Annotated in this window: 17 protein-coding genes and 2 pseudogenes; 11 read left to right on the top strand and 8 right to left on the bottom strand. The window is 56.7% G+C overall.

Annotated elements, in window-relative coordinates:
• Positions 1-1,160, bottom strand: a pseudogene (locus tag ACOKCT_RS22105) (MFS transporter); the annotation flags it as partial.
• A gap of 108 nt (positions 1,161-1,268) precedes the next feature.
• On the opposite strand from ACOKCT_RS22105, the gene ACOKCT_RS22100 reads away from it, so the two are divergent.
• The 3 genes and pseudogenes from ACOKCT_RS22100 to acpT all read left to right on the top strand — a co-directional run bounded on the left by ACOKCT_RS22100 (position 1,269) and on the right by acpT (position 3,139).
• Positions 1,269-2,342: an AI-2E family transporter gene (locus tag ACOKCT_RS22100; RefSeq protein WP_103177377.1), complete on the top strand. Its 1,074-nt coding sequence runs from the start codon at positions 1,269-1,271 to the stop codon at positions 2,340-2,342.
• Between the two features lie 24 nt (positions 2,343-2,366).
• A pseudogene (locus ACOKCT_RS22095) lies at positions 2,367-2,555 on the top strand (beta-ketoacyl-ACP synthase); the annotation flags it as partial.
• 2 nt (positions 2,556-2,557) lie between these two features.
• Complete coding sequence (acpT, locus tag ACOKCT_RS22090; protein WP_103177378.1) at positions 2,558-3,139, top strand: 4'-phosphopantetheinyl transferase AcpT; 582 nt, start codon at positions 2,558-2,560, stop codon at positions 3,137-3,139.
• Positions 3,140-3,144: 5 nt separating this feature from the next.
• On the opposite strand, the gene ACOKCT_RS22085 is transcribed toward acpT, so the two are convergent.
• Positions 3,145-3,651 (bottom strand): phenolic acid decarboxylase, encoded by a 507-nt coding sequence (locus ACOKCT_RS22085; RefSeq protein ID WP_103177379.1) that lies wholly within the window; start codon positions 3,649-3,651, stop codon positions 3,145-3,147.
• Positions 3,652-3,750: 99 nt separating this feature from the next.
• On the opposite strand from ACOKCT_RS22085, the gene ACOKCT_RS22080 reads away from it, so the two are divergent.
• From ACOKCT_RS22080 to ACOKCT_RS22070, 3 genes are all read left to right on the top strand, one after another.
• A complete protein-coding gene (locus ACOKCT_RS22080; protein ID WP_103177380.1) occupies positions 3,751-4,617 on the top strand; it encodes a LysR family transcriptional regulator in 867 nt (288 codons plus the stop codon).
• Between the two features lie 48 nt (positions 4,618-4,665).
• Positions 4,666-5,460, top strand: coding sequence for an SDR family NAD(P)-dependent oxidoreductase (locus ACOKCT_RS22075; RefSeq protein WP_103177381.1), 795 nt, complete (start codon positions 4,666-4,668; stop codon positions 5,458-5,460).
• 94 nt (positions 5,461-5,554) lie between these two features.
• Positions 5,555-6,217, top strand: coding sequence for an HAD family hydrolase (locus ACOKCT_RS22070; protein WP_103177382.1), 663 nt, complete (start codon positions 5,555-5,557; stop codon positions 6,215-6,217).
• Positions 6,218-6,270: 53 nt separating this feature from the next.
• On the opposite strand, the gene ACOKCT_RS22065 is transcribed toward ACOKCT_RS22070, so the two are convergent.
• The 3 genes from ACOKCT_RS22065 to ACOKCT_RS22055 form a co-directional block, all read right to left on the bottom strand.
• Entirely contained in the window at positions 6,271-7,296 is a 1,026-nt protein-coding gene (locus tag ACOKCT_RS22065; RefSeq protein ID WP_103177383.1) for a TerC/Alx family metal homeostasis membrane protein, read from the bottom strand.
• 158 nt (positions 7,297-7,454) lie between these two features.
• Positions 7,455-7,853 (bottom strand): ion channel, encoded by a 399-nt coding sequence (locus tag ACOKCT_RS22060; RefSeq protein ID WP_103177384.1) that lies wholly within the window; start codon positions 7,851-7,853, stop codon positions 7,455-7,457.
• Between the two features lie 127 nt (positions 7,854-7,980).
• Positions 7,981-9,174 carry an NAD(P)/FAD-dependent oxidoreductase gene (locus tag ACOKCT_RS22055; protein WP_420193909.1) on the bottom strand — a complete coding sequence of 398 codons (1,194 nt, stop codon included), beginning with the start codon at positions 9,172-9,174 and terminating at the stop codon, positions 7,981-7,983.
• Positions 9,175-9,404: 230 nt separating this feature from the next.
• Between ACOKCT_RS22055 and pitA the strand changes: the two genes are divergently transcribed.
• The 3 genes from pitA (at position 9,405) to ACOKCT_RS22040 (ending at position 11,858) form a co-directional block, all read left to right on the top strand.
• Entirely contained in the window at positions 9,405-10,901 is a 1,497-nt protein-coding gene (pitA, locus tag ACOKCT_RS22050) for an inorganic phosphate transporter PitA (protein WP_420193908.1), read from the top strand.
• Between the two features lie 176 nt (positions 10,902-11,077).
• Positions 11,078-11,467: a polymorphic toxin type 44 domain-containing protein gene (locus tag ACOKCT_RS22045; protein ID WP_201304749.1), complete on the top strand. Its 390-nt coding sequence runs from the start codon at positions 11,078-11,080 to the stop codon at positions 11,465-11,467.
• Positions 11,445-11,858 carry a hypothetical protein gene (locus ACOKCT_RS22040; protein WP_159340195.1) on the top strand — a complete coding sequence of 138 codons (414 nt, stop codon included), beginning with the start codon at positions 11,445-11,447 and terminating at the stop codon, positions 11,856-11,858. Before ACOKCT_RS22045 ends, ACOKCT_RS22040 begins: the two co-directional genes overlap by 23 nt.
• Positions 11,859-11,896: 38 nt before the next feature.
• On the opposite strand, the gene uspB is transcribed toward ACOKCT_RS22040, so the two are convergent.
• Entirely contained in the window at positions 11,897-12,232 is a 336-nt protein-coding gene (gene uspB / locus ACOKCT_RS22035) for a universal stress protein UspB (RefSeq protein ID WP_032615027.1), read from the bottom strand.
• A gap of 285 nt (positions 12,233-12,517) precedes the next feature.
• On the opposite strand from uspB, the gene uspA reads away from it, so the two are divergent.
• Positions 12,518-12,955 (top strand): universal stress protein UspA, encoded by a 438-nt coding sequence (uspA, locus tag ACOKCT_RS22030; protein ID WP_103177386.1) that lies wholly within the window; start codon positions 12,518-12,520, stop codon positions 12,953-12,955.
• Positions 12,956-13,009: 54 nt separating this feature from the next.
• Here uspA and rsmJ read toward each other — a convergent pair whose 3' ends face one another.
• Both rsmJ and prlC read right to left on the bottom strand, forming a co-directional pair.
• Positions 13,010-13,762 carry a 16S rRNA (guanine(1516)-N(2))-methyltransferase RsmJ gene (gene rsmJ / locus ACOKCT_RS22025; protein ID WP_159340194.1) on the bottom strand — a complete coding sequence of 251 codons (753 nt, stop codon included), beginning with the start codon at positions 13,760-13,762 and terminating at the stop codon, positions 13,010-13,012.
• Between the two features lie 7 nt (positions 13,763-13,769).
• A complete protein-coding gene (gene prlC / locus ACOKCT_RS22020; RefSeq protein WP_103181001.1) occupies positions 13,770-15,812 on the bottom strand; it encodes an oligopeptidase A in 2,043 nt (680 codons plus the stop codon).
• A 203-nt stretch (positions 15,813-16,015) separates the two neighbouring features.
• On the opposite strand from prlC, the gene ACOKCT_RS22015 reads away from it, so the two are divergent.
• Positions 16,016-16,858 carry a 23S rRNA (adenine(2030)-N(6))-methyltransferase RlmJ gene (locus ACOKCT_RS22015; RefSeq protein WP_103177388.1) on the top strand — a complete coding sequence of 281 codons (843 nt, stop codon included), beginning with the start codon at positions 16,016-16,018 and terminating at the stop codon, positions 16,856-16,858.
• Positions 16,859-16,912 lie beyond the last annotated feature (54 nt).

The following is a 16,912-nucleotide window of genomic DNA, read 5'->3' as shown; positions in this document are numbered from 1 at the left end:
CCGCCAGATAGATAACCGGTACCCCGGCCCACGCCATCACCAGCCCGGCCAGCGGCCCGGTCACCCCCAGCGACATATCCATAAACACCGTATAGGTCGCCAGCGCCGCCCCCTGGTTCTGCTGCGGTACCGCTTTGACCGCCACCACCCCCAGCGCCGGGAAGACCAGCGAGAAGCCTGCCCCCGCAAGGAACACCCCGATCCGCGCCATCCACGGCGCCTCAGCGATGCCGGTCAGCAGCAGGCCGAGGATCTCAACGCTAAAGCAGATCATCGCCACGTTCAGTCCGCCCAGCCGGTTGATGCCGTTGGGGAACAGCAGGCGGGTGCCGACGAAGGCGCAGCTAAAGAGCGTCAGCGCGAAGGCCGCGCCGTCCCAGCCTTTATCGGCGTAAAACAGCGTAATGAAAGTGGCGATAACCCCAAAACCTGCCGAACCGAGCGCCAGCGCCATGCCGTAGGGCCAGACGCGCCCCAGCACCGTGCGAAACGGCATCGGCTTGCCTTTGCTGGCCTTCACTTTCGGACGTGGCAGGGCGAAGAGGATCGCCAGCAGCGCCACCCCCATAATGGTCAACGCCAGCCCGCTCAGGCCGGTGTAGCGATAGCAGAGCACGCCAAGGGGCGCGCCCATCGCCATTGCGCCATAGGTGACGATGCCGTTCCAGGAGATCACCCGCCCGATGTGCGAAGCTCCCACTACCCCCACGCCCCACAGCGTTGAGCCCGTTCCGGCAAGGCTTTGTCCGATGCCTAAGATCACCCGGCCAAAACAGAGTAACGCCAGGCTGACCACCGGCCAGGCGCTGGTCAACCCGGCCAGGAAATAGCTCACCCCGCTCAGGAAGCAGCCGCACAGCCCCAGCACCACAATGCTCTTGGGCCCGAACAGATCGGCATAGCGCCCGGCATAGGGGCGGCTTAACAGGGTGGCGAAGTATTGCAGGCTGATGACCAGACCCGCCCAGAAGGCGCTAAATCCCATGATGTCATGCACATAGCCCGGCAGGACGGCCAGCGGCAGGCCGATGGTCAGATAGCTGGCAAAGTTGAAAATCACGACGGAAACAATACGCAGGTTGAGGCGCAATCCACTCAGTGCCGGTTCGGCGGCAGGTTCGGGCATCAGGTTCACCAGAATTTTTACAACAGTGTTTCACTATTACCACGCCAGGGAGAGAAATGCAGCAGCGACTTTAAGATTAACGGCGTCAGCCGAAGCGCTGCGGGCGCACTACACTTAGGAGCATCTTATAAGAGGAATAATCATGATAATCACGCCGCCCGATAAAACGGGTCTTCCACCCGCTGATAAAGCGGGTCTCCATATTTTAATGAAGCTGGCCTGTCTGGTGGTGATCCTGGCAGGCATTCACGCCGCAGCAGATATTCTCGTTCAGCTATTGCTGGCGCTCTTTTTCGCCATCGTCCTTAACCCCCTCGTCACCTGGTTTTTGCGCCGGGGGGTAAGCCGCCCTGTTGCCATCACCATTGTCGTGGTGGTAATGCTGATTGGACTGACGGCGCTGTTTGGGGTGCTGGCGGCCTCGCTCAATGAATTTGCCGCCATGCTGCCGAAATACAACAAAGAGCTGACGCGCAAGATTGTCGATCTGCAGCAAATGTTCCCGTTCCTCAACCTGCACATCTCCCCGGAGCGGATGCTGAGACGGATGGACTCGGAAAAGGTGATGACCTTTGCCACCGCGCTGATGACCCAGCTTTCCGGGGCGATGGCCAGCATTTTGCTGCTGGTGATGACCGTGGTCTTTATGCTGTTTGAAGTGCGCCACGTGCCGTACAAGATGCGTTTTGCCCTCAATAATCCGCAGATCCATATCGCCGGTTTACACCGCGCCCTGAAGGGCGTGTCGCACTACCTGGCGCTGAAAACGCTGCTGAGTTTGTGGACCGGGGCCATTGTCTGGCTGGGGCTGACGCTGCTGGGGGTGCAGTTTGCCCTGATGTGGGGCGTGCTGGCCTTCCTGCTGAACTATGTGCCTAATATCGGCGCGGTGATCTCCGCCGTACCGCCGATGATCCAGGCGTTCCTGTTCAACGGTTTTTACGAATGCATGATGGTGGGGGCGCTATTCCTTATCGTCCACATGGTGCTGGGCAATATCGTTGAGCCGCGAATGATGGGCCACCGGCTGGGAATGTCCACTCTGGTGGTCTTCCTGTCGTTATTGATCTGGGGCTGGTTGCTCGGCCCGGTGGGGATGTTACTTTCCGTGCCGCTCACCAGCGTCTGTAAGATCTGGATGGAGACCACCCGGGGCGGCAGCAAACTGGCGATCCTGCTTGGGCCAGGCAGACCAAAAAGCAGGCTGCCGGGATAATCCCTGTACGCGCTGGAGGCGTGAATGAGCCCGCAGATGATGCGTGGGGGCGGGTTCGCGCCGACCATCAATTTAAGATAACCGGATGAGCAATGCGGCACGTTAGATTATATTATGGGTGAAGCCCGTCACATTGACTGCGAATATATTCAAAGTAATAACTTCGCGTTCGGCGGCATTAATACTTCCATAATCATTAAACGCTGGGCGTGACTATGTACCAGTTTCTTCTGGGAAAGATTTCTACCCTCAGCGCTGACTCTCTGGCGTCAGCGCTTTCTGAGCAGGCGCCGCAGGGCGCGCGCCGACTCCCCTGGCTGGCTGGCCGGGCGCTGCTCGCCCGGGCCTTATCGCCCGCCCCGGTACCGGAAATTGTCTTCGGTGAACAGGGCAAACCGGCCTTCGTCGATGCCAGACCCTATTGGTTTAACCTGAGCCACAGCGGGGACGATATCGCCCTGCTGTTAAGCGACGAAGGCGAAGTGGGCTGCGATATCGAAGTGATCCGTCCGCGGGATAACTGGCAGGCGCTGGCTAACGCCGTCTTTAGCCTCGCCGAACATGATGAGCTGGAGCGGGAGGCACCTGAGGCAAAACTGTCGGCCTTCTGGCGCATCTGGACGCGTAAAGAGGCGATCGTCAAACAGCGCGGCGGCAGCGCCTGGCAGATTGTCAGTATCGACAGCACCTTAAGATCGGCGCTCTGCGTCAGCCACTTTCAGCGCGGCGAACTCAGCCTTGCGGTCTGTACGCCAACGCCCTTCACCCTCCATAACGGCGCACTTCAGCTTCTGTAACCCGCTTATTTCAAATTATTCGGAAAGTCTGCCGGCAGCTCGCTGGCAGCACAGTCAATGACAGCATCGTTATTGGCACCGCAGTCGCGCACAAAGGTAATGGTGGCGAACTCATCAATGACCTCGGTTGGGTAGGCCGGGCCCGCCTCGCGATAAGAGACCATCAGCGGAATATGATCGTTCTGGAAGCAGACGGTTTTTTCCGGGTTATTCATCACCCAACGCGGGAAGAAGATCGTGCCGTGGAACAGCTTGTCGCCGAGGTTCACAATCAGGCTCACATCGGTACCGGTCGGTTCAGTCCACGAAATTTTATAAATACTCTCGCCCACACGAACGATATAAGCCTGCTGATCTTTTACCCAACGGTTTGCCACGATCCCGCTATGAATACGGTAGTCGAGCGTCTGCTCGTTTTTGACATAAATTTCGTAGTTCCAGCCGTTATCGTAGGTATATACCAAATGTTTGCCGACGAAACCGCTCAAATCATGTTTATCAAACTGGCTCATAATCTTTCTCCTCTGTTTTAATGAACCCATCTTACGCCTGCAAAAATTGGATGAATAACGCTATGATTTAATCAAATTCATCCAAAAATTAGATTAGTTATGCACAAAACTACCCTTGAGCAGTGGTCGCTGCTGGAACGCGTCGTTGAGTTGGGCAGCTTTGCCCGCGCCGCAGAGGAGACGCATCGCAGCCAATCTTCCGTCAGTTATAACCTGGCATTGTTGCAGGAGCGGCTGGGCGTGGCGCTTCTGGTCCAGGTGGGGCGTAAGGCGGTGCTGACCCCGGAAGGAGAGCTGCTGTTAAATCAGGTCAAACCGCTGCTAAACGCCTTTACCCTGCTGGAGACGCGCGCCACGACGCTACGCAACGGGATGCGTACCCGACTGGATGTGGTGGTGGACAGCATTTTCCCTCGCCGTCATCTGTTTGCCATTCTGCGCCAGTTTCAACAGCGCTATCCGCAAACCGAGGTGCATCTGACCGAAATACTTGAGAACACCGGCGAGGCGCTGGCCCAGAGCGAAGCCGACGTGATGGTGCTAACCCGCCGCCAGGATGTGACCGGGCGCGGCGAGTGGTTGATGAATATCGACTTTGTCGCCGTGGCGCATCGGGAACATCCGCTGTTTGAACACGACACGCCGCTCACTGATGAAATGCTACGCTCCTGGCCACTCATCCAGATCGCCGGGCAGAACTACGCCGCGCCTCCCGGCGGCGAAGCCTGGACCTTCTCCACCATCGACGCCGCTATCGATGCGGTGATGTATCAGGTGGGGTATGGCTGGCTGCCGGAAGAGCGAATTCAGCAACAGCTGGAAACCGGTGTGCTAAAAACGGTGCCCCTGAGCCACGGCACGCGCCGTGCTACACCGCTGCATCTGATTGTAAAACGCACGCTCGCCCCGCTCGACGAACAGGTGGAAACCTTACTGCACCTCTTCAGCCAGCCGTCGCAAAGGTGAACTGCTACGCTTAATGGTCTGAACTTCAAATATGACAAGGAGCAGACCGTGAAAATCGATCTTACGGGAAAAGTGGCGTTAGTGACCGCCTCCACAGGCGGCATTGGCTTCGCCATTGCCAGAGGGCTGGCGGAGAGCGGTGCAGAGGTGATTGTTAACGGACGCAGCGTCGACTCGGTCAACCGGGGCATCCAGCAGCTGCAGCAGCAGATACCGGGCGTTCAGGTGCGGGCTGCCATTGCCGACCTCAGTTCGCAGGAAGGGGTGGATGCTCTGCTCCGGGTCGCTTCGGGCGTCGATATCCTCGTCAACAATGCCGGGATCTACGGCCCTCAGGATTTTTACGCTACCGACGACGAGACCTGGAATCACTACTGGCAAACCAACGTGATGTCCGGTGTACGGCTATCGCGCGCCCTGCTGCCCGGCATGGTGCAAAAAGGCTGGGGCCGGGTGGTCTTTATCTCCTCCGAGTCGGCCTGCAATATTCCGGCGGACATGATCCACTATGGGGTCACCAAAACCGCCCAGCTCTCTCTGGCGCGCGGTCTGGCAAAGTTTGTCGCCGGGAGTGGCGTCACCGTGAACAGCGTCCTGCCTGGCCCGACGATGTCGGACGGCTTTGCTGAGATGATGAAAGACGAAATAGAGAAAACCGGCAAGTCCCTGGAGACGCTGGCAAAAGAGTTCGTGATGGCCAATCGCCCAAGCTCGGTGATCCAGCGAGCCGCCACGGTAGACGAAGTGGCGAACATGGTGGTTTACGTCTGTTCCCAGCAGGCATCCGCCACCTCCGGCGCGGCGCTGCGCGTGGATGGCGGCGTGGTGGACGATATTATCTAGCGCTGCCGATGGCTACCCGTCCGCTGGCGGGTGGCATCTGACGCTAAAGCAGGTAAACTGAGGACAGAATGTGAATTTACGCTAAGACTCTGTTATGACCAATATGATTGCCGATGAGGCGATGGCAAAATCCAGCGTCCTCTCCGTGTTCGACTTTGATGGCACGCTGACCCATCACGACAGCTTTATCCCCTTCTTACGCTTTGCGTTCGGTAAGCGCTACTTTGCCGGTCGCCTGGTGCGGATGGCCTTGCCCACCATTCACTGCGTACGCCGCAAGCTGACCCGTGATGAACTGAAAGAGGTGCTGATCAAAACCTTCCTGACCGGCGTGGATGAGCACTGGCTGCGTGAGCAGGCAGAGCGGTTCTGCGAAAAGTACTGGGATAAACTGATGCGCCCCCAGGGGGTGCTGGCGGTGGCGGCGGAAGTCAACTCCGGCGCGGAAGTGACCATCTGCTCTGCCTCGCCGGCGCTGGTGTTGCAGCCATGGGCCGACAAGCTCGGCATTAAGCTTATCGGTACCCAACTGGAGGTGAAAGAGGGCAAGCTGACCGGGCGGATCACCGGCCATAACTGCCGCTGTGCGCAGAAGGTGGCCCGGCTGGAGAGCGTGTACGGCAGCCTGACCAATTACCACGTGCGCGCCTGGGGCGACACCCGGGGCGACCACGAGCTGCTGGCGGCGGCGCAGGATCCGCACTGGCGCCATTTCCATCCGCCGCGCGCGCGCCGCAATTCACCGATCAAGCCGTAAAAGATGCCGGGTGTTGTAGGCCCGGCAAGCGTAGCGCCGCCGGGCAAAATCCGTCAGGCTTCCCGTTTCCCCGGGAAGAGCAGGCTCGCCAGAATCCCCGCTGCCAGTACGCCCAACACCACCAACAGACTCGCCGTAGCGCCGATACCGTAGCCGTGGTGCCAGAAGTGATCCGTCGCGTTCAGACCGAGCTTAAAGGCGACGAAGAAGAGCAGCGCGATCACCGCTTTCTCCAGATGCACCAGATACTGCTTCAGCGCCTCCAGCACGAAGTAGAGGGTACGCAGGCCGAGGATGGCGAACATCATGGCGCTGTAGATAATCAGCGGCTCGCGGCTGACGGCGATGATCGCCGGCACCGAGTCAAAGGCGAACATCACGTCTGACAGCTCCACCACCGCCACACAGAGCAGCAGCGGCGTGGCATAGCGCTTCGCCTTCTTCACCCGTCCCACCATCACATCCTGGTTTTCAGGCTTGGCCAGCTCGGCATCCACCTCTTTCTGGCTGAGAAGAAACGCGTTACCGGTGATTTTTGGCCAGATCGGATAGAAGCGTTTTACCGCGCGGTAGGCCAGATGCTGGGAGTAATCCTCAATCTCGTCCTGCTCTTCGCCGCGTTTAAGCATCATCACCGCCGTCCAGGCCACAATCAGGGCAAAGACCACTTCAACGTATGGCCCCAGGCTCAGCAGGCTGGTGCCGATGGCGACGAAGATCCCGCGGAAGACAATCGCGCCAATCACCCCCCAGTAGAGCACCCGGTGACGATACTGATCCGGCACGCCAAACCAGGCGAAGATCGCCATCATCACGAAGAGGTTATCAACGGAGAGCACCTCTTCCAGGGCGTAACCGGTGAGGAACAGGCTCGCCACTTCGGCGCCGTGATGCACGTAAAGGAACCCGGCGAACGCCATCGCCATCATCACCCAGAAGAGAGACCAGAGTGAGGCGCTTTTTAGTGAGATCGGTTTGTCATGGCGATGCATGAAGAGGTCGATAAACATCGCCCCGACAGCCATAACCACAAAAACAACAACGGTTTCCGTCGGGAAACCGAGATGAGCAGAGGACATAGACAACCCTTTTTGAAGACAAAATACACACCATGCAGACTGGCGAGGCCAGTAAAGAAAAAAGAGGGACCGTTTACCGGCTTCTCCCCTTAAAACGCATAACCCTGCGTGAGGGAGTGTACTTTACCTCACAATGCGGAGGTTCTGCCATCGGCGCTTTACTGGCTCATGCCGCGTAGCCGCTGCAGGACGGCCACCAGCACCGCCACCGACCAGCCAACCATCAGCGCGCCAACCAGCCCTTCCACTCCGCCAGTCAGTCGCCAGTGTTCCGGCAACGTGACGTCGCCATATCCCACTGTAGCGTAGCTGACCAGCGAGAAATAGAAGCTGGTGTTCCAGTCATTAAACGCGCCGACATAGCGATAAAAAACGGCAAACAGGCTGGCTTCAAGCAGATGGGCAAACAGGGCAGTCATGATGATAACGATATTGCGGAACACCACGCGCATCACCGATTCCACATTCAGGTTGATGAATTTCAGGATAAAAAACATCCATGTGGAATGAATGATCACCGTCAGGTTGATCAAAATAATAATGCTCACAAGCTGCATATCACACTCTCTGAAAGGTAACGCAATACGCCCTGCTCAGCTGAACAGGGCGTAAAATAGCGGAACGTTTGAGATGCAGTGTAGCGGATGGGGGCGAAGTACAGGGTGCAATAGTTGCGCCGGAATACTACCTTTCGGCCAGCGCCTCTGCACAGGCCCAGGCGCTGGCCCACGCCCACTGGAAGTTATAGCCACCCAGCCAGCCGGTAACGTCCATGACTTCGCCGATAAAATAGAGTCCAGGCACGTTGCGGACCTCCATGGTGCGCGAAGAGAGTTCGTTAGTGTCCACACCCCCCAGCGTCACTTCCGCGGTGCGATAACCTTCGGTGCCGTTGGGTTGTACGCGCCAGGCGCTTAAGGTTTCGACCAGCGCCTGCTGATCGCGGCTGTTGAGCTGCTTGAGTGACACATCAGGAATTTGCCCCAGCTGCTGCAGGCACTCCACCAGCCGTTTCGGCAGCTGTATCGCCAGGGTGTTTTTCAGGCTCTGGTTAGGGTGCGCCGCACGCTGCTCATTGAGGAAGCTCTCCAGATCGCAATCCGGCACTAAATTGATGGTGACGAACTCACCCGGCTGCCAGTAGCTGGAGATTTGCAGCACCGCCGGGCCGGAGAGGCCACGATGGGTGAACAGCAGATTCTCCCGAAACACCGTACCGTCTTCGGCGGTAATCACCGACGGCACCGACACGCCGGAGAGGGTCTGCAGCTGTTCCAGCAGCGGCTTATGCAGGGTGAATGGCACCAGTCCGGCACGGGTCGGGAGTACCTTCAGCCCAAACTGCTCGGCAATTTTATAGCCAAACGGCGTGGCACCCAGCCCCGGCATGGAGAGCCCGCCGCTGGCGATCACCAGCTTATCTGCGCACACGGTTTCGCCATTAAGCTGCAGCGTGTAACCTGTCTCATCACGCGCCACATCCAGCACTTCGCTGCGAAGTCGCAGGGTAACCTGACCTTTTTCACACTCCGCCACCAGCATATCGACGATTTGTTGCGCGGAATCGTCGCAAAATAATTGCCCCAGCGTTTTCTCATGCCAGGCGATCCCATGTTTACCGACGAGGTCGATGAAGTCCCACTGGGTGTAGCGCGCTAACGCAGATTTGCAAAAATGACGGTTCTGGCTCAGATAGGCCGTAGGTTCGATATAAAGATTAGTAAAGTTGCAGCGGCCCCCACCAGACATCAGGATTTTACGACCTGGCTTTTTGCCGTTATCGAGCAGCAGAACCCGGCGTCCTGCCTGTCCGGCCATCGCCGCACAGAATAAACCCGCCGCACCTGCGCCAATAATGATGGCATCGTACTTTTCCACGTCTCGATCCTCCTGGTTTTCAGGGCGCGAATTGTAAAGTTTCCTCAAGAAACGCACCAGCGTAAAAATCTGTAATTTCATGCATTTCTTTGAAATTTAAAAAGTAATTCTTTTGCTGCTACGCTTATGTCAGTAAGCAAATCAAAAAAAGGCTATATTTCACTTTGCCCGTTGCGCATTTGTCCTGGATAATGCGCCGCGTTCATGTCCTCAAAATGGCGTAACGTCCTATGCTACATTTGTTTGCTGGCCTGGATTTCCATACCGGGCTTTTACTTTTGCTTGCTCTGGCCTTTGTATTGTTCTACGAAGCGATTAACGGCTTCCACGATACTGCAAACGCAGTGGCAACGGTTATCTACACCCGGGCATTACGATCGCAAGTTGCGGTGGTGATGGCTGCAGTGTTTAACTTCTTTGGCGTTCTTCTTGGAGGTCTGAGCGTAGCCTACGCCATTGTGCATATGCTGCCAACGGATCTGCTGTTGAATGTCAGCTCTGGTCATGGTCTCGCCATGGTCTTCTCCCTGCTGTTTGCTGCAATTATCTGGAACCTCGGTACCTGGTATTTCGGCCTGCCAGCATCCAGTTCCCACACGCTGATCGGCGCTATCATCGGTATTGGTTTAACCAATGCGCTGATGACCGGTACGTCTGTGGTGGACGCCCTGAACATCCCTAAAGTTCTGGGTATTTTCGGTTCACTGATTATCTCCCCGATTGTCGGTCTGGTTGTGGCGGGTGGCTTGATCTTCCTGCTGCGTCGTTACTGGAGCGGTACGAAAAAACGTGCCCGTATCCACCTGACGCCGGCCGAGCGTGAAAAGAAAGACGGTAAGAAGAAGCCGCCATTCTGGACGCGTATCGCCCTGATCATCTCTGCTATCGGCGTGGCTTTCTCGCACGGCGCTAACGATGGTCAGAAAGGCATTGGTCTGGTGATGCTGGTGCTGATCGGCGTGGCCCCGGCGGGCTTCGTGGTGAATATGAATGCGTCCGGTTACGAAATTACCCGTACCCGTGACGCCATCAACAACGTCGAGACCTATTTCCAGCAGCGTCCTGGCCTGCTGAAGAAAGCGACCGGCGTTGACCAGCTGATCCCTTCTCCGGAAGCGGGCGCGACCCAACCGGCGGAGTTCCATTGCCATCCGGCTAATGCGATCAGCGCCCTGGAGCGCGCAAAAGGCATGCTGACGGACGTTGAAAGCTACGACAAGCTCTCCGTAGAGCAGCGTGGCCAGATGCGCCGCATCATGCTGTGCATCTCCGACGTCACCGACAAAGTTTCTAAGCTGCCTGAAGTCTCTGCCGACGACAAACGTCTGCTGAAGAAGCTGAAAGTCGACATGCTGAACACCATCGAGTACGCACCGATCTGGATCATCATGGCGGTCGCGCTGGCGCTGGGTCTCGGTACGATGATCGGCTGGCGTCGCGTGGCGACAACCATCGGCGAGAAGATCGGTAAGAAAGGCATGACCTATGCCCAGGGGATGTCCGCTCAGATGACGGCGGCAGTCTCTATCGGTCTGGCCAGCTACACCGGTATGCCGGTATCCACTACCCACGTTCTCTCTTCGTCCGTGGCGGGTACCATGCTGGTTGATGGCGGCGGTCTGCAACGCAAAACCGTGACCAGCATTCTGATGGCCTGGGTATTTACCCTGCCGGCATCGATTCTGCTGTCCGGCTGTCTGTACTGGATCTCCCTGCAATTCCTGTAATCGCAGGCAGGTTACGCGAAGAGCGGGTCAGGTAACTGGCCCGCTTTTTTTATGGGTGCGATTTAAGCTTATTCCATTGTTAATATAAGGAAAATCTGAACATTTTTTGTTCACTCCGTTGACAGGGAAATCATTATCATGCCGGGTGCAATTAATTATCATGCAATGGAGAATGTATGGCTTCTGTACCTACCCCTGGGCCCGGCTCAATCGTCATCGTTAACAATATGCGCGAAGCGCGTCGACATGGCATGTCGCGCAATATGGCAACGCCTTCTACCTATTATTGGTTTTATCAAAAGGTCAGAAATGGTGGGCCATGGGACTACAAAAAATTCGATCCGTACTACGCAGCATTTGGTAATTTCAATTTCGGGGCTGCCGGTACGGCTGCAGGTATTCCTGCAAATATCCTCCTGATGGGCGCGGGATGGGCTCAGGGGCGTGCGGGTACATCGAAAGCTGAATGGGGAAAATGGTATGAAAAGCCCCCTTACGGAGATGATCCGACAGACCAGCGCAATATCAGAGAAGGAATAGAATATGCCATTCAAAACGGCTATTAAATGGACCCACCGGTTTGTCACGCTTGCGCTACTAATTCTGGTCTTAGGGTTCATGTGGCTAAACCACCAGCCCGATCCGCGAAAGGGTGATGAACTGCAAAGGATTTATAAATTATCTGACAGCGTCTGGCTCTATATGACGGTTAACGATAAGGGTGGTGCAACGGTACCCATAATCTACCGTTACTATCTGTCAAAAGAGATACGCGGGGAAAAGAGGGACATTATTCGAAAGCTTGCCATGCGCGTTCCGGTACTTGAGGGAACAGGCACAATCACTGATGCCAGCATAGGGAGTAACGGCGAAGTGAACATCTCCTACAGTGGGAAAATATTCTCAGTGCAGAAAGATATCTCAAACCTTCGGTTTACGGTTTTACCCGATAAGTGACAAAAGGAAGGCGAGGTTTGACCCGCCTTCCTCTGCGCTCAATGCCAGATGAGGAGAGCAATCATGCTCACCACCACCAGGCCGCACAGTGCGCTGGTCAGGATGAACTGACGACGCAGGCGCTCACAGCGACGGATAAACTCATCATCATGATGATCGCGATAACGCTGGGCGTAGATATACCACACCAGGCGCATCTGTTTGCTGGGCTGCCCGTGCGAGGTAAAGAATCCCCCGCCGTCCACATATTGATAAAGCAACGGATCGCAGCCACGAAGTACCACTAATAGCGCGCGCAAGGATGAGAAATAACGCGCCATATTTACAATGCAAACCACACATAACGCCCAAAACAATGCGACGGTGCTAATCATACTTCCTCCCCGGCGTCCGCCCTCGAAGCAACGCTTCGGGACTACCGCACCCCAATGCCCTGACAGACGGTTCAGTGATAGAGAGACTCAAAAGCCGATCGGCTTCACATTTTATTATCCGAACGGCTTATTCAATAGTGTAGGAGATCCGTTAATTTTTTTGCCACAAGGTTAATCGTTATCAACACCAATGCTTGAAAATTTTGTTTAACTGGGCCGTAATGAAAGCAGGTAGACGACTGCTACACGCATTGGTCATCGATAACTTAAGGAAGGAGTAACACTATGGCTTATAAACATATTCTGATCGCTGTTGACCTCTCCCCGGAGAGCAAAGTGCTGGTTGATAAAGCGGTATCCATGGCGCGTCCGTACAATGCGAAAGTTTCCTTAATTCATGTGGACGTAAACTACTCCGATCTCTATACCGGCCTGATCGATGTGAATCTGGGGGATATGCAGAAGCGTATCTCCGAAGAGACCCACCATGCACTGACCGAGCTTTCCACCAATGCGGGCTATCCGATCACCGAAACCCTGAGCGGCAGCGGCGACCTGGGCCAGGTGCTGGTCGATGCGATTAAGAAATACGATATGGATCTGGTGGTCTGCGGCCATCATCAGGACTTCTGGAGCAAGCTGATGTCATCCGCCCGTCAGCTGATTAACACCGTACACGTTGATATGCTGATTGTGCCGCTGCGCGACGAAGACGACGAGTAAGGCGGGATTGCCTGAATGTAGGCCGGGTAAGGCGAAGCCGCCACCCGGCTTTTTTTATTCCGGGGTACCGGAATAGATATCAAACCGGTGCCCTTTGGTCACCACCGCATTGGTCGTCGCAACCTCCGCCAGTGGCGGCGCGTAATCCGGGCGCTTCACCACCACGCGCTTCGTAGCCAGCAGACGCGCAGGCGCCAGCAGGCCATCCGCATCGAGATCCGGCCCCACCAGCGACTGAAACACCCGCATCTCTTTCTTCACCAGCGCGCTTTTCTGCTTATGCGGGAACATCGGGTCGAGATAGACCACCTGCGGGCGTGGGGTGATATCGGTCAGCGCCGTCAGGCTTGAGGCGTGGATCAGCTGTAACCTCTCCTGCAACCAGCCGCCGATTTCCGGATCGGCATAGCCACGGGTCAGGCCGTCATCCAGCAGCGCGGCCACCACCGGATTGCGCTCCAGCATCCGCACACGACAGCCTACCGAGGCCAGCACAAAAGCGTCGCGCCCGAGTCCCGCCGTGGCATCCACCACGTCCGGCAGGTAGCTGCCCTTAATCCCGACCGCTTTGGCCACCGCTTCGCCGCGTCCGCCGCCAAACTTGCGCCGGTGCGCCATCGCCCCACCAACAAAATCGACGAAAATGCCGCCGAGTTTGGGCTCGTCGCGCTTGCGCAGCTCCAGATGGTCCGGGGTCATCACTAGCGCCATCAGGTTTTCTTCATCGTGCTCCAGCCCCCAGCGGGCGGCAAGAACAGATAAGGCGCCGTCTCCGGCGCCTGTTTCATCTACTAAGCAGATTTTCACGAATCAACTAACCCTTGATCCCGTAATGCTCCAGCATCGCATCCAGCTGCGGTTCGCGGCCACGGAAGCGTTTGAACAACTCCATTGGCTCTTCAGAACCGCCGCGGGTCAGGATGTTATCCAGGAATGACTGACCGGTTTCGCGGTTGAAAATCCCCTCTTCCTCGAAGCGGGAGTAGGCGTCTGCCGCCAGCACGTCTGCCCACAGGTAGCTGTAGTAGCCCGCCGCATAGCCGCCCGCAAAGATATGGCTGAACGCGTGCGGGAAGCGTCCCCAGGCCGGGCCTGGAATAAGGGCAACCTGCTTTTTGATCTCCGCCAGGGTTTCGAGGACCTTCGCCCCCTGCTCCGGGCTGAACTCCGCATGCAGACGGAAATCGAACAGACCGAACTCCAGTTGGCGCAGGATAAACATTGCCGCCTGGTAGTTTTTCGCTTCCAGCATCTTATCCAGCAGCGCTTTTGGCAGCGGCTCGCCGGTCTCATAGTGGCCGGAGATAAACGCCAGCGCGTCCGGCTCCCAGCACCAGTTTTCCATAAACTGGCTCGGCAGCTCCACGGCATCCCACGGTACACCGCTGATACCGGCAACGCCTGCCGCTTCAATGCGGGTCAGCATGTGGTGCAGACCGTGGCCGAATTCGTGGAACAGAGTGATCACTTCGTCATGGGTGAACAACGCAGGTTTGCCGTTAACCGGACGGTTGAAGTTACAGGTCAGATAAGCAACCGGCTTTTGCAGCGAGCCATCCGCTTTACGCATCTGCCCTACGCAGTCATCCATCCAGGCGCCGCCGCGTTTATTTTCGCGGGCGTAGAGGTCGAGATAGAAGCTGCCGCGCAGTTCGTTCTGGTCGTCGTACAGTTCGAAGAAGCGCACGTCGTCGTGCCACACTTCCACATCGTTGCGCTCTTTGGCGGTGATGCCGTAAATGCGTTTCACCACTTCGAACAGGCCGTTAACGGCTTTGTTTTCCGGGAAGTACGGACGCAGCTGCTCATCGCTGATGCTGTAGAGATGCTGCTTCTGTTTCTCGCTGTAATACGCGATATCCCACGGCTGCAGCTCATCGACGCCGAATTCCGCTTTGGCAAAGGCGCGCAGCTGGGCCAGCTCTTTCTCGCCCTGAGGACGAGCGCGTTTGGCCAGATCGGTTAAGAAATCGAGTACCTGCTGCGGGTTTTCGGCCATTTTGGTAGCAAGAGATTTATCTGCGTAGCTGTCAAAGCCCAGCAGCTGCGCCAGCTCGTGACGCAAGGCAAGAATTTCCGCCATCACCGGGGTGTTATCCCACTTCCCGGCGTTCGGGCCTTGATCGGACGCGCGGGTGCTGTAGGCGCGATACATCTCTTCACGCAGGGCCTGGTTATCGCAGTAGGTCATTACCGGCAGATAGCTCGGGATATCCAGCGTCAACAGATAACCGTCCTGCTCTTTCGCTTCGGCTTGCGCTTTTGCTGCCGCCAGGGCGCTTTCCGGCATGCCAGCCAGCTCCGCTTCGTCGGTAATCAGCTTCGTCCAGCCCATGGTGGCATCCAGCACGTTATTGCTGTACTGGTTGCCCAACTCAGACAGGCGCGTCGCGATTTCGCCGTAGCGCTGCTGCTTCTCTTTTGCCAGACCAATGCCCGACAGTTCAAAATCGCGCAGCGCGTTATCGACAGCCTTTTTCTGCGCGATATTCAGCGTCGCATAGTGATCGCCCTCGCGCAGGTCGCGGTACGCTTTGTAGAGCCCTTCGTGCTGCCCGACCCAGGTGCTGTACTCCGACAGCAGGGGCAGGGTTTGTTCGTAGGCCTCACGCAGTTCCGGGCTGTTTTTCACCGAGTTCAGGTGGCTGACCGGGGAAAAGATGCGGCCGAGCACATCATCCACTTCCGCCAGCGGCTGACACAGGTTTTCCCAGGTATAAGGGGCGCCATGCGCTACCACGCTCTCAACGGCGGCACGGCAATCGTCCAGTGCTTTGGTGACAGCGGGAACAACATGTTCAGGCAAAATGGAGGAAAACGGTGGCAACGAAAAAGGCGTCAGTAATGGATTGGTCATAAGCACTGTCCTGTTAAATGAGTGAATGAAGCGCGCATCCTGCGCGAGCATATTGTTTCCAGGATGGGGTTAAGTGTAGTGAATTTCAATGGCTGAGGTGACAGAAAAACAGCCGCCGCGACGGTGCGTGCCGGGCCTGCGGGTAATCTGTGCCGTTCTGCTGTAAACTGTGCTCAATCGACATTATCGGAACATATCTACCCATGCTCAGTTATCGCCACAGCTTTCACGCGGGCAACCACGCCGACGTTCTTAAACACACCGTACAGAGTCTGATCATCGAGGCGCTGAAAGAGAAAGATAAGCCTTTTCTCTATCTGGACACCCATGCCGGCGCGGGCCGCTATCAGCTGAGCGGCGAGCATGCCGAGCGCACCGGAGAGTACCTCGAAGGCATCGCCCGCATCTGGCAGCAGGATGACCTGCCGGCGGAGCTGGAACCCTATATCGGCGTGATCAACCATTTTAACCGCAGCGGCCAGTTACGCTACTACCCGGGTTCGCCGCTTATCGCGCGCCAGCTGCTGCGCGAGCAGGACAGCATTCAGCTGACTGAACTGCATCCAAGCGACTACCCGCTGCTGCGCTCTGAATTCCAGAAAGACAGCCGCGCGCGCGTGGAGAAATCGGACGGCTACCAGCAGCTGAAAGCGAAGTTGCCGCCGGTTTCCCGTCGCGGTCTGGTGCTGATCGACCCGCCATACGAAATCAAAAGCGACTACCAGGCGGTGGTTGCGGGTATCAACGAGGGCTACAAACGCTTTGCCACCGGCACCTATGCGCTGTGGTATCCGGTGGTGCTGCGTTCACAGATCAAACGCATGATCAAGGATCTGGAAGCGACCGGCATCCGTAAGATCCTGCAAATTGAGCTGGCCGTTCGCCCGGACAGCGATCAGCGCGGCATGACCGCGTCCGGCATGATTGTGATTAACCCGCCCTGGAAGCTCGAAGCGCAGATGAATAACGTCCTGCCGTGGCTGCACAAAAAGCTGGTCCCGGCCGGTACCGGCCATACTACCGTTAGCTGGATCGTGCCAGAGTAATCGCAGTCATCGATGGAAACTATTGATTTCAGGTATACAATCGCGGCAATTAAC

It is taken from the genome of Leclercia sp. M-A074-M (genome assembly GCF_965195605.1).
In the GTDB taxonomy this organism is placed as follows: Bacteria; Pseudomonadota; Gammaproteobacteria; order Enterobacterales; family Enterobacteriaceae; genus Enterobacter.
Note: the sequence above shows the minus strand (reverse complement) of the source record. Positions and strands in the feature narration are given on the sequence as shown.

Bases quoted from the DNA above. Each gene is read 5' to 3' on its own strand.
- ACOKCT_RS22040 (WP_159340195.1), top strand. From the start codon at position 11,445: ATGCCATTCAAAACGGCTATTAAATGGACCCACCGGTTTGTCACGCTT.
- pitA (WP_420193908.1), top strand. From the start codon at position 9,405: ATGCTACATTTGTTTGCTGGCCTGGATTTCCATACCGGGCTTTTACTT.
- uspB (WP_032615027.1), bottom strand. From the start codon at position 12,232: ATGATTAGCACCGTCGCATTGTTTTGGGCGTTATGTGTGGTTTGCATT.
- uspA (WP_103177386.1), top strand. From the start codon at position 12,518: ATGGCTTATAAACATATTCTGATCGCTGTTGACCTCTCCCCGGAGAGC.
- ACOKCT_RS22080 (WP_103177380.1), top strand. From the start codon at position 3,751: ATGCACAAAACTACCCTTGAGCAGTGGTCGCTGCTGGAACGCGTCGTT.
- ACOKCT_RS22045 (WP_201304749.1), top strand. From the start codon at position 11,078: ATGGCTTCTGTACCTACCCCTGGGCCCGGCTCAATCGTCATCGTTAAC.
- acpT (WP_103177378.1), top strand. From the start codon at position 2,558: ATGTACCAGTTTCTTCTGGGAAAGATTTCTACCCTCAGCGCTGACTCT.
- ACOKCT_RS22060 (WP_103177384.1), bottom strand. From the start codon at position 7,853: ATGCAGCTTGTGAGCATTATTATTTTGATCAACCTGACGGTGATCATT.
- ACOKCT_RS22070 (WP_103177382.1), top strand. From the start codon at position 5,555: ATGACCAATATGATTGCCGATGAGGCGATGGCAAAATCCAGCGTCCTC.
- ACOKCT_RS22085 (WP_103177379.1), bottom strand. From the start codon at position 3,651: ATGAGCCAGTTTGATAAACATGATTTGAGCGGTTTCGTCGGCAAACAT.
- ACOKCT_RS22015 (WP_103177388.1), top strand. From the start codon at position 16,016: ATGCTCAGTTATCGCCACAGCTTTCACGCGGGCAACCACGCCGACGTT.
- prlC (WP_103181001.1), bottom strand. From the start codon at position 15,812: ATGACCAATCCATTACTGACGCCTTTTTCGTTGCCACCGTTTTCCTCC.
- ACOKCT_RS22100 (WP_103177377.1), top strand. From the start codon at position 1,269: ATGATAATCACGCCGCCCGATAAAACGGGTCTTCCACCCGCTGATAAA.
- ACOKCT_RS22065 (WP_103177383.1), bottom strand. From the start codon at position 7,296: ATGTCCTCTGCTCATCTCGGTTTCCCGACGGAAACCGTTGTTGTTTTT.